We start from the raw sequence: 11,436 nt of genomic DNA, 5'->3' as shown, positions 1-11,436 counted from the left end.
CTTAGGTTTGCACTGCACTAAATACCAGCGTTTCTCGGTTATTGAGCTCATTGTTCCTCCCTGTGTAAGCGGCTACAGGCGCGTCCGTCAGCGCTTGTCTGATAGGTACTCATACTGGTAATTGGCATACGCCCCGTTGCCGTAATAGTCCGAGGCGCGTCGCTCGACACCATTGAAGATCGCTCCCTTGAGCTCGATGCCGTTCTGTTCGAAGCGGCGAACCGTCAGTTCGATTTCCCTTGGGGCGTTCTTGCCGAAGCGGGTGACGATCAGGCTCGTACCGGCCTGTCGGCCAACGATGGCGGCATCGGTGACGGCGAGCAGGGGAGGGGTGTCGAGGATGACCAGGTCGAACTCGTTGCTTGCTTTCTCCAGCAAGTCGGTGAAGTTGGGGTGCATCAGCAGTTCGGAGGGATTGGGCGGAATCTGGCCGCGCGAGATGAAGCAGAGGTTCTCTACCTCTGTTTGCTGCAACGCTTGTTGGAAGGTGCAACGCTGGATGAGCAGGTCGGAAAGACCATTCTTGTCATCAGTGTCGAGCACCTTGTGCAGATAACCCTTGCGCATGTCCACGTCGATCAGGAGTACTCGCTGCCCCGCTTGGGCGATCACCGCGGCCAGGTTGGCGCTGACGAAGGATTTGCCTACTGCGGGGCTGGGGCCGGAGATCATCAGGCGGTTATCGCCAGATTCGAGCATGGCGAAATGCAGGCTGGTGCGCAGGCTACGTAGGGATTCGATGGCAAGGTCGGTGGGATGACTGGTTGCCAGTAGAGGAGCTGGGTGGAGAGCGGCTTTGCCCTTTCTGTTGTGCTTGTTGCGCTGGTCTTCTTCCGATTTCTGCAACTCGCTGTAGGGTATGGAGGCATAGACCGGTAGGCCAAGTTGCTCTATGGCCTCGGGATTCTCGATGCCGCGATTCAGTGCCTTGCGCAGCAGTACCAGAGCGATGGCGAGGAACAGGCCGAGCAGCGTCGCGATGGCGACGATCAGAGGCTTTTTCGGTTTTACTGGCTTGGTGATGTCGACGTCGGCCGGGTCGATGATGCGCACATTGCCGACGGCGCCCGCCCGCATGACGTCCAGCTCCTGAGCCTTGTTCAGCATCTGCGTATAAATGGCGGTGCTGACCTGTACGTCGCGGGTCAGGCGCAGCAGGTCCTGCTGGGTTTCCGGAAGGGCCTCCACGCGCTTGGTGAGGCCGGATTGCTTGCTGGTGAGTTCGCCGATCTGCCGCATCAGCGCCTGGTAGGCCGGATGCTGGCGGGTGAACTTGTGGTCCATCTCGGCTTGCTGGAGTTTGAGCTGAGAGATGTTGGTGTCCAGCGCGACGATCTGGTCCAGCAGGGCCTTGGTTTCCAGGCTGATGTCGGCTGACTTGGCGCGGGATTGATAGCCGCTCAGGGCGTTTTCCGATTGCTCCAGGTCATGCCGCACTTCCGGCAGCTGTCCGCGCAGGAAGTCGAGGCTGGAAGCGGCTTCGGCAGACGCACGCTGGACGTTCTGCAGAACGTACTGCTGGCTGATGGCATTGAGGACGGCAAGCGCTTGATCGGGCTGTTCGTCATCCAGCGACAAGGTGAGGATGCCGGATTCCTTGCCGGTCTCGCTGACATTGAGCGCCTGCTGGTAATCAAGAATGGCGCTCAACCGGCGCTCGCGGATGACCGTGAAGCGTGTGCCGGGGTTGGCATGAAGTGTTTCGACTTGGATTTTTACGCCGTTCTGCTCGGCGGGCTGCCCGGCCAGGCCTTCCACCAGTGTGTCGTTGTCATCATTCAGGAGGGTGAACTGGCCATCGTTGCCGGCGATGAGCTTCAGCTTCTTTTCGAGCAGTGCATTGGGAACTTCGAGCTGGAAGATTTTCAGCGTTTCCCCTCCCCAGGCGAAACGGCTCATGCCCAGCAGCGGCGAGGCAACGTCTCCCTGATGATCCGGGGAGTAGCGGCGATGGAGGAAGTTTCCGAGCAGCGGGAGCAGCGACGGCTGGATATCGATGTCCAGCTTGAGTGCGTCCACGGCCTTGCCGATCACCGTGCGGGAGGTCAGCAGCTGGATCTCGGTGACAGCCTGCGACTGTGCTCCCAGCAGATCGCTCATGTCCGACAGCCCCGGAATGCCGGGCTTTTTCTGCTCGACCTGAATGGTGGCCGTCGCGCGATAAACCGGGGCCGCCAGCAGGGCATAGGCAGCCCCCACGACCATGAAGCCGGCGGTGATGCCTGCGATCAGCCATTTGTGATCAACCAGGGTGCCGAACAGGGCGAGCAGGTCGATTTCGTCGTCATCGCTGACGGCCGGCGGAAGGGCGGGCGCTTGAGGGTATTGCATACGGGGCTTCTTGAAGTATTCAGCGTTGAGGTTGAAGGCGTCGGGACCAGGCTGTTGCGGCTTCTTCGATCAGGGCATAGGCGTGCTCGAAGGCGGCGGTTCCTCTGCGGTAGGGATCGGGGATCTCGCGCTCGCTCTGCCATTTGCCGAGCAGGAAGGTCTTGCCCCGTGATACGGGAGAGAGCCGGATGACGTCCTGCAGTTGGCGCCGCTCCATGACGAGTACGAGGTCGGATGCTTGCAGGAGCTGTGGCGTCAGTTGCCGTGCCGTATGGTCGTGGGGCTGTTGGCCGTGTCGCTGAAGGGTGTCGAGCGCGCTGCGTTCGAGCGGGTGACCCACCATCGCGGTGAGGCCAGCGGAGCTGACACGGATGTCTGTGCTGGCGAGATTTTGCTGGAGCAGATGCTCACCTGTCGGGCTGCGGCAGATATTGCCTGCGCAGATAACCAGTACGTTCTTGAACACGCTGACCACCGCTGCATTGAATGAGCGCTACCTATGGGCCGCGAAAATTAAGCTTCGCGCCGGAACGATTCAATGCGTGCTCCCCCCCGTTCGAGGGCTTTAGGAATTCTCTGAGGAGCGTTAGAGGGAATCCCTTCAAATAGCGGCGAGGGGCGGACAATTCTGGTGGCGCAATGCCGCATTCGGCTGTTGCCGATTGGTCGGTTTCTACCGTTGCCGTGCGCAGCGATGAGGGGCAAAACGCGAAGAGGAAAGCATGCTCCAGCCAGAGTCAGGCGGCCTGGAGGGGGAGAGCAGCCAAACAGGGAACAAGTGGCCTGTCCGTTGGGACAGGCCTCGAAGTCAGCCGGCGGCGAGCTGATTGACGGGGTGTGCGGGGGTGAAACGGGAGTAGAGGCTTTCCAGCGAAGTCTGTAGCTGTTCGCCAGAGTGCAGGCCCTGGATGCTGTGGCTATTGCGCGCCAGCTCAGCCAGAACGGCCGGATCGCCCTGGGCGAAGGCGATGACTTGCTGCTGTGCTTCTGCCAGATCCCGTGCGGTGGACAACCCTTCGGCAACGAACGGGCCTATGCGCCGAAGCGCGATGGGCAGGTCGAGCTTCGCCGCCTCCAGTACCGAGATCGGGAAGCCGTCCCAGGCGGCGGTGTGGAAGTACAGGTCGAGCCCTTTCATGTGGGCGATGACTTCGCCGCGTTGACGCCACCCGGTGACTTCGATGCCGGCCTGGACCATCTCCGCCATGACCTGGGCGTCTCCCCCACCGATCCACTTGAAGTGCGCAATGTCCGCGCAGCTTTCCGCCAGGGCGCGGAAGTACTCGTGGCCCTTCTGTCGGCTGATGCGCCCGACCATGCCGACCACGGGTTTGTTGGTGAGACTGCGCACGGCCGGCACTTCCGGCAGGTCGTCGCAGACATTCACCAGTCCCAGGGTATGCGCCGGCTCGATCAGTTCCCCGGCGATACGCTGTTCATCCAGACCGCAGCCGGCAATCACGGCGGTACGCCGTGCCAACAGTGACTCGATGGTCCGGTAGGCCTTGAGCATCATCGGGTGATCGCCGCGCAGAAAGGCAAATCCGTGTGGGGTGTAGACGATCTTCTGTGCAGGGATGAAAGGCAGGGCGCGGATCAGTGCGCCGGCATAGGTGCTGTGCAGATGGATGACATCCGGCTGCACGCGATCAATGTAGGGCTTTACCTTTGCAAGGCTGGACAGGCGGCGCGGCACCAGTTCCATGTGCTTGAACAGGCCCTCGCTTTCCTCTCCCGTGGTGTCGCCTTTGCGCACCGAAGCCAGCAGATAGTGCTCATGCTGCTGGGAGTTGAGGATGTAGGAGTTGATGGCCGAGGTGACGCCGCCGCCGAAGGACTCGGTGATATGCAGGATCTTCATAAAGCGATGTAGGCCCCTGGAAAATTACGTGTCGTAACTGGGAGACCAAACAGCTGAATATGGTCTTGCTGGGCTAGAGCGTAGCCTTTTTCATCATGGCTTTGTAAGGTTTTCTGACGCTTTTGTCGGAAGTAAAATATTCCGTCAAATTACCGGCGAGCCCGCAGGCGATCACCCCAGGGAGCTACTGCGGTTTCGATCAGCGCATAGGCGCGCTCGAAGGCTTCCGGGCCTTTGCGGTAAGGATCCGGAATCTCCTGGTCGGTCTGCCATTTGCCCAGCAGGAAGGTCTTGCCACGGGCCTCGGGGGCCAGGCGGATAACACTCTGGAGCTGCGATTGCTCCATCACCAGGACAAGGTTGGCTTCGTGGATCAGTTCGGCGGTGAGTTGGCGGGCGCGATGCGGGTGGGGATGGTGGCCGTGACGGCGAAGGATGGCCAGGGCGGTGCTGTCGATGGAGTGGCCGACCAGCGCGCTGAGCCCGGCTGAGGCCACGGTGATATCGCTGCCCTGCAGGGATTCGCGCAGCAGGTGTTCGGCGATGGGGCTGCGGCAGATGTTGCCGACGCAGACGATCAGAATCCTGTTGAACACGGGGAGCGTCCCTGACCGCAACCGATGGATCGTCAGAAATCTATCGGTCGCGGTGTCGGGGCGTCAAGCCACCGTCAGAGGTGTGGCTCAGCCCTGGCTGGCGGCCGGCGGTTCGGAGGGAGCGCTTGCTTCCTGAGGCGGGCGCTCCAGGGCAACCTGGCGGATGGACAGGCGAATTTCTGCCGGCAGCACGCGCTTGGCGGCCCCTTCAGCCAGTTCGCCGAGCAGCTCGTGGTAGCTCAACTTGCCGTTCTCATCCTTGCGCAGGACGCCTTCGTCCAGAAGGGTCTGGATGAAGTGGCGGAACAGGCTCTTGTCGAAGAACTCCGGGGCGTTGAGACCGTGGAGGACCGACAGGCGCTGGGCCATGACGGTGCAGAGGTTCTCCAGTTCCTCGGCGGTGAGCTGCTTCTGCCCGGCGTTGAGCACCAGCGAGATGGACATGTAGAAGCGCTGCAGGGTCTGCGCGATGGCACGGGCCAGCAGGGTCAGCAGCACGTACTGGCGCGAACTGGGCGGAGGCCGGATGAAGGTGTCGTTCTCCTGCTTGAGCAGATCGCTGGCAACCATGGCCTGTAGCCATTGATCGACCACGGCGTCCAGCTCATCCAGGCTCCAGCGGATGAACAGTTCGGCCTGCAGGTAGGGGTACAGCGCGCGGGTGTAGCGCAGCAGTTGCTCGCGGCTGATCCGTCCGCTGTTCTGGAAGAAGCTGGCAATCAGCGCTGGCAGGGCGAAGATGTGCAGCACGTTGTTGCGGTAGTAGGTCATCAGCACTGCATTCTGCTCGTCGAGGTAGCAGATGCGGCCAAGTGCGTCCTTCTGCTCGCTGAGCAGGTTCATGCTCTTCACGTACTCGATCAGATGATGGCCGTCGCCCTCGGGCAGCGTGGCGCTGGGCGAGTAGGGCACCTTGCGCAGCAGTTCGAGGTAGAGGTCGATCACCCGCGCCAGGGCGGTTTCGTCCAGGGCCAGGCGGCTGGTGGAGAGCAGTGCCAGGGCCACCAGGTTCACCGGGTTGATCGCCGCGGCATCGTTGAGGTGACGGGCGACGTCGCGAGCCAGGTGGTTGGTGGTTTCCGAGAGCCAGGCCGGGCGGAATTCCGGGCCCAGCTCCTGTTCGCGCCAGTCCGGTTGTTGCTGGTCGAGGAAGTCGTCGAGGTGGATCGGCTCGCCGAAGTTCACCCAGACCTGGCCAAAGCGCTGCTTGAGAGCGCCGATGACCTTGAAGATGTCGAAGATTGATTCCTTCTTCTTCGCCGCGCCGCGCAACTCGCCCAGGTAGGTACGGCCTTCGAGCACGCGCTCGTAGCCGATGTAGACGGGTACGAAGACGATGGGCCGGCGAGAGTCGCGCAGGAAGCTGCGCAGGGTGATCGCCAGCATCCCGGTGCGCGGATGCAGCATGCGCCCGGTGCGGGAGCGGCCGCCTTCCACGAAGTACTCGGTGGAGAAGCCACGGCTGAACAGGGTATGCAGGTATTCGTTGAACACCGCGGTGTACAGCTGGTTGCCCTTGAAGCTGCGGCGCATGAAGAAGGCGCCGCCACGGCGCAGGATCGAGCCCACCACCGGCATGTTGAGGTTGATGCCGGCGGCGATGTGCGGCGGCGTCAGACCGTTTCGGAACAGCAGGTAGGACAGCAACAGGTAGTCGATGTGGCTGCGGTGGCAAGGCACGTAGACGATCTCGTGGCCCTGGGCAACTTCCTGCACCCGCTCGATGTGGTTGACCTTCACGCCCTCGTAGAGCTTGTTCCAGAACCAGGTCAGGGTCACTTCGAGGAAGCGGATCACCGGATACGAAACGTCGGCGGCAATCTCGTTGGCGTAGCGCAGCGCGGCGGCCTCAGCCTTGTCCTGGGAGATTTTCTGGGTTTCACATTCCTCCTGGATAGCCTGGCGCACCAGCGGCGCGCGCAGCAGGCCCTTGACCAGGGTGCGGCGGTGGGAGAGGTCCGGGCCGATCACCGCTGTCTTCTGGTTGCGGAAGTGCACCCGCAGGATGCGCTGGACCATGCGCAGGGTGCGCTCGTGGCCCTTGTTCTGCTCCACCAGCTCGCGCAGGTGGATGGGGGCGGAGAACTGCACGCGGGTCTTGCGGCCGAGGATGAGGATGCGCGCCAGCTTGCGCAGGCGGCCGGTGACGGCCCAGTTGTCGGCGAACAGCAGCTTCCAGGCGCTCTTTTCGCTGTCGGGGGATTGGCCCCAGAACACGCTGACTGGGACGATCTGCGCGTCGTCGATGCCGTTCTGGCCAATGGCGCCGAGCATGCGCACCAGTGCCGGCGGCGCGCCACGCTTGTCCTGGCGACCGAGCCAGTCGGGTTCCGGGGTCAGGTAGAAAAAGGCTGCCGGCTCGATGGATTCACCCACTGCCACTGGCATCACCGGACGTGGCAGGCCGGCCTTGCGGCACTCGGTATCCACCACGGCGAGGTCGGTCACCGAGGGCTGCTGCAGGACGTAGAGGACCGGTTTGCTGCGGTCGATCTTCAGGCTGAAGGCCGACTGGTTGATGGTTTCCGAGCGCACCCAGAGGTACAGCAGGCGGCGCAGGGCACCAAAACCGAAGCGGCGGAACGGGTAACGAGGCATACAGGCCCTATGGCTGGCGGAGGTAAAACGAGCGATTGCTCAGGCCGGCTATTTTGCCGGATTAGGCCCCCACCAGCAAAGTCACGAGCGCTTGGTCGGCGCGGGCGGACACCCCATGGACTGCGGCTATCCTGCCATTTAGGGGATGACATTCGATGGAGGTTCCGCGATGCGTACGTTCACTTGGGGATGCCTGCTCGCCTTGTCGGTTGCGCTGCCCGCCGCGGCCCAGACCGTCGTCCCGCTCAAGGGCCAGAGCAGCCAACAGATGCAGCAGGATATGAGCGAGTGCAACAGCGTTGCCGCCAGTGCGGCGAGCAGCGCTACTACCAATTCCGACCCGAATGTCGGCGGTCGGGTTCGTGGTGCGGCCAGGGGGGCGGCAGCCGGCGCCGTGGCGGCGGAGGTGCGTGGGCAGCGGCATGATGAGGTTTACGACCGCGTCAGTGACGATGCCAAGCAGCAGTATCGGCAAAACCGAGCGGGCGATGCCGCCTCCGCGGGGGCTGTGGTCGGAGCTTCGCGCCAGCGCCAGGACCGCCGGCAGGATCGTCGCACGCAGAACGAGGCACAAAGCACTGCCAGCGCCAGCGCGTACAGCGGTTGCCTGCAAGGTCGGGGCTATCAGGTTAGTCCCTGAGCGTCCGGGACCTTTGATGGTGCACGACTGGCTGCGCATCAGGTGCGGCCAGTCGGCGTTTTATGGCCGTTATTCATCGAGCCCAATGGATTGGCGGACGGCCAATTCAGCAGATAAATGATCAGGCATATTGCTGTAGCCGAAACTGCAGGACGCATTCTGGCTGCGTCTGATAGACATTTCCGGAGATCGGCGAAAACGGATGAACGGGAACGAAACTACCCGCTGTTAATGCGCGAAAGTGCGAAAGGGTCCACGTTCGAAACACTTTCGTTACGCTGGGTAACGAGCACCAAAATGGCTCTGCAGGCCCCGAAAAATGGCACTTTGGCCTGATTGGTCATAGGGTCGTGGAGTTGATGAAAAAGTGCTTTTCAGCTGTAACTTTTGATTTATATACTCGGGAGCGCTGTCGCCCTTGGGCGTTATTCGAATTACCTTCCTACGTGCCTTTCGGCGCGGGTTGGATGATAAGGAAAGCGTTCAGCCGGCGACTGCCGAAGTCCTCATTCCCGGGGGCCATCAAAAAATAATAGGCAAGTTGGAGAGTGTGGTAATGGCTGATCGTGAGGTCGGAACCGTCAAGTGGTTCAATGACGCCAAAGGTTATGGATTCATTCAACGCGATAGCGGTCCGGACGTTTTCGTTCACTACCGTGCCATTCGTGGCGATGGTCACCGCTCCCTGGTCGAAGGCCAGAAAGTGGAGTTCTCGGTGATCCAGGGTCAGAAAGGCCTCCAGGCAGAAGACGTCTCGAAGGTCTGAGCCCCCGAAATCAAAGGCCCGTCCAATGGACGGGCCTTTGATTTTCACACTCTGCCGGCGTCGGCTTCAGCCCGTGCGCCAGGTAATCTCTTCGACGCCCGCAGCAGTCACTTTCAGCCAGCGGTCCGCGTCTTCCTCGCCCTGATCCTCGCTCCAGCTGCCCGGTGCGCAGCGCACCTCCACTTCCAGAGCGGCGCAGGCGTCGCGGGCGCAGGCGACATCGTCGTCCCACGGGGTCTTGTCGCTGTCCAGGAATAGGCTGTTCCACTTGCCCACGGCCTTGGGCAGCCAAGTGGCGGGAATGCTGCCGGCCGTGCACTTGAAGGTCTCGCCCTGGGCGCGCCATTCGGAGCAGGGGCCAAGGGCCTTTTCCAGCCAGGCGCCGACGGCGGCCTGGTCGGCATCCTTGATGTAGATCTCGATATCCGGTTGGCGCATGGCGTCCTCGTCAGGGTTCTTGGCGTTGCAGCCAATCGTAGCGTACCGCGACCGTCACCTCGAAGGGCTCGGCGAGGATGCGCTCGCGCCGCTCAGGATTGACCCGCCAGCCGTGGGGTGTCATCGCCAGCAGGTGCTCGCGGGCTTCGCGGGTGTGCAGCGGCAGCTTGAAGCTCAGTTGTTCGGTATGCGCCAGTTTCAGTTCTTCGGGCAGGTCGGCGAGGTGCTTGTCCTCAACGTACTCGCGAACTTCGTCGTACAGGCGCTGGCGCAGCTCCAGCAGATGGTCGCGCGCCGGGCCCAGGCGCAGCACACCGCCGCCGGGAGTGAGCAGACGCGTCGCTTCCTTCCAGTCGATCGGGCTGAACACGCTGGCCAGCAACTGGCAGGACGTATCGGCCAGCGGTACGCGGGCCATGCTGGCGACCATCCAGGTCAGTTGCGGGGCGCGCTTGCAGGCGCGTTTGACGGCCTCGCGGGAGATATCCAGTGCATAGCCATCGGCCTGCGGCAGGGCTTCGCCCAGCTGCGCGGTGTAGTAACCCTCACCACAACCGATGTCCAGCCAGCGCCCCGGAGCGCGCTCTGCGGCCAGTTCAGCCAGGCGCCCGGCCAGTGGCGCGTAGTGGCCGGCGCCGAGGAAGAGCCGGCGCGCCTCGACCATGGCGGCGTTGTCGCCCGGATCGAGGCTCTTCTTGTGCTGCACCGGCAGCAGGTTCAGGTAACCCTGGCGGGCGCGGTCGAAGCGGTGGCCGGCAGAACAGGCGACACCGTTGTCGACCTCGGTCAGCGCCTCGCGGCACAGCGGGCAGATCAGCATCATTTCTTCCCTTGCGGCGGCACCAGCGGCTGCGGCAGGTCGTTGCGCAGTACAGTCGGCAGCGAGCGGCGGCGCTGGGCGATCTGATATACGCGCAGGGAGTAACGGCGCTCGGCGGCTGGCGCGGGCGGCGGAGTGTCGGGCTGTACGGCGCCCAGGCAGAAGCCCTTGTTCGGTCCACTCATGCCAGCAGTCGCACCAGGGTCTGGTAATAGATTTCGGTCAGCACATCGAGGTCGCTGGCCAGCACACGTTCGTCCACCTGGTGGATGGTGGCGTTCACCGGGCCGAGCTCGACCACCTGGGTGCCCATGGTGGCGATGAAGCGGCCATCGGAGGTACCGCCGGAGGTCGACGGGGTGGTCTCGCGACCAGTCACCGCGCGAATCGCCGCCGCTACGCCATCGAGCAGTTCACCCGGCTGGGTGAGGAAAGGCAGGCCGGACAGCGCCCAGTCGATGTGCCATTCCAGGCCGTGCTTGTCGAGGATCGCCGCGACACGCTGCTGCAGGCCTTCCACGGTGGATTCGGTGGAGAAGCGGAAGTTGAAGATCACCTTAAGCTCGCCAGGGATCACGTTGGTTGCGCCGGTGCCGCCATTGATGTTGGAAATCTGGAAGCTGGTCGGCGGGAAGTAGTCGTTGCCGTTGTCCCAGTGCTCGGCGGCCAGCTCGGCCAGGGCCGGGGCGGCAAGGTGGATCGGGTTCTTAGCCAGGTGCGGGTAGGCCACGTGGCCCTGCTTGCCGCGCACGCTGAGGGTGGCGCCGAGAGAGCCGCGCCGGCCGTTCTTGACGATGTCACCCACCAGGGTGGTGCTCGACGGCTCGCCGACGATGCACCAGTCCAGGCGCTCGTTGCGCGCCTTCAGGCGCTCGACGACGGCCTTGGTGCCGTGATGCGCGGGGCCTTCCTCGTCGCTGGTGATCAGGTAGGCGATGCTGCCGCGGTGTTCGGGGTGATCGGCGACGAAGCGCTCGGTGGCGATGATCATCGACGCCAGGCTGCCTTTCATGTCCGCCGCGCCACGGCCGCAGAGCATGCCATCGGCGTCGATCAGGGCGTCGAACGGCTGGTGCTGCCAGGCCTGCTCGGGGCCGGTGGGGACGACGTCGGTGTGGCCGGCGAAGCATAGTACCGGGCCGTTGGCGCCGTCGCGGCCCTGGCGCAGGGCCCAGAAGTTATCCACCTCTTCGATGCGCATGGGCTCCAGGGCGAAGCCGCAGGCGTCCAGGCGCTGCATCATCATCTGCTGGCAGTCGGCATCGACCGGTGTGACGGAGGGACGGCGAATCAGCTCGCAGGCGAGGGCCAGTGTCGGCGAGAGGGACATTGAGGGCATCCTGGGGATGGAACGGAAAAAGGCGCCCATCTTAAAGCAAAAACGCC

11 protein-coding genes are annotated in these 11,436 nt (G+C 63.0%); 2 read left to right on the top strand and 9 right to left on the bottom strand.

The genetic code is table 11. From position 1 onward, the window contains the following. Window positions 1-87: 87 nt before the first annotated feature. From FAS41_RS12880 to plsB, 5 genes are all read right to left on the bottom strand, one after another. Window positions 88-2,331, bottom strand: coding sequence for a polysaccharide biosynthesis tyrosine autokinase (locus FAS41_RS12880; RefSeq protein ID WP_138522752.1), 2,244 nt, complete (start codon window positions 2,329-2,331; stop codon window positions 88-90). Window positions 2,332-2,350: 19 nt separating this feature from the next. Then, window positions 2,351-2,797, bottom strand: a complete 447-nt coding sequence (locus tag FAS41_RS12875) for a low molecular weight protein-tyrosine-phosphatase (protein ID WP_138522750.1) — start codon at window positions 2,795-2,797, stop codon at window positions 2,351-2,353. Window positions 2,798-3,139: 342 nt separating this feature from the next. Then, the gene (locus tag FAS41_RS12870; RefSeq protein WP_138522748.1) at window positions 3,140-4,192 is read right to left on the bottom strand and encodes a glycosyltransferase family 4 protein; all 1,053 of its coding nucleotides are present in this window, start codon (window positions 4,190-4,192) and stop codon (window positions 3,140-3,142) included. Between the two features lie 149 nt (window positions 4,193-4,341). After that, entirely contained in the window at window positions 4,342-4,788 is a 447-nt protein-coding gene (locus FAS41_RS12865) for a low molecular weight protein-tyrosine-phosphatase (protein WP_138522746.1), read from the bottom strand. A gap of 87 nt (window positions 4,789-4,875) precedes the next feature. Then, the gene (gene plsB / locus FAS41_RS12860; RefSeq protein WP_138522743.1) at window positions 4,876-7,386 is read right to left on the bottom strand and encodes a glycerol-3-phosphate 1-O-acyltransferase PlsB; all 2,511 of its coding nucleotides are present in this window, start codon (window positions 7,384-7,386) and stop codon (window positions 4,876-4,878) included. Between the two features lie 169 nt (window positions 7,387-7,555). Between plsB and FAS41_RS12855 the strand changes: the two genes are divergently transcribed. Both FAS41_RS12855 and FAS41_RS12850 read left to right on the top strand, forming a co-directional pair. Continuing rightward, window positions 7,556-8,026, top strand: coding sequence for a YMGG-like glycine zipper-containing protein (locus FAS41_RS12855; protein WP_138522741.1), 471 nt, complete (start codon window positions 7,556-7,558; stop codon window positions 8,024-8,026). Between the two features lie 556 nt (window positions 8,027-8,582). Continuing rightward, window positions 8,583-8,792 carry a cold-shock protein gene (locus FAS41_RS12850; protein WP_045209986.1) on the top strand — a complete coding sequence of 70 codons (210 nt, stop codon included), beginning with the start codon at window positions 8,583-8,585 and terminating at the stop codon, window positions 8,790-8,792. A gap of 66 nt (window positions 8,793-8,858) precedes the next feature. Here the strand turns inward: FAS41_RS12850 and FAS41_RS12845 are convergent, their stop codons facing one another. Genes FAS41_RS12845 through dapE form a run of 4 tightly spaced genes read right to left on the bottom strand, consistent with a single transcriptional unit; the run spans window position 8,859 to window position 11,389 of the window. Next, entirely contained in the window at window positions 8,859-9,230 is a 372-nt protein-coding gene (locus FAS41_RS12845) for a hypothetical protein (RefSeq protein WP_081517872.1), read from the bottom strand. 10 nt (window positions 9,231-9,240) lie between these two features. Further along, entirely contained in the window at window positions 9,241-10,050 is an 810-nt protein-coding gene (locus FAS41_RS12840) for a putative RNA methyltransferase (RefSeq protein ID WP_138522762.1), read from the bottom strand. Beyond that, window positions 10,050-10,235, bottom strand: coding sequence for a hypothetical protein (locus tag FAS41_RS12835; RefSeq protein WP_138522739.1), 186 nt, complete (start codon window positions 10,233-10,235; stop codon window positions 10,050-10,052). The genes FAS41_RS12840 and FAS41_RS12835 overlap by 1 nt, the downstream gene beginning before the upstream one ends. After that, window positions 10,232-11,389, bottom strand: a complete 1,158-nt coding sequence (dapE, locus tag FAS41_RS12830; RefSeq protein ID WP_171049479.1) for a succinyl-diaminopimelate desuccinylase — start codon at window positions 11,387-11,389, stop codon at window positions 10,232-10,234. The genes FAS41_RS12835 and dapE overlap by 4 nt, the downstream gene beginning before the upstream one ends. Between the last annotated feature and the right edge of the window lie 47 nt (window positions 11,390-11,436).

It is taken from the genome of Pseudomonas nicosulfuronedens, assembly GCF_005877905.1.
Lineage (GTDB): Bacteria > Pseudomonadota > Gammaproteobacteria > Pseudomonadales > Pseudomonadaceae > Pseudomonas > Pseudomonas nicosulfuronedens.
Note: the sequence above shows the minus strand (reverse complement) of the source record. Positions and strands in the feature narration are given on the sequence as shown.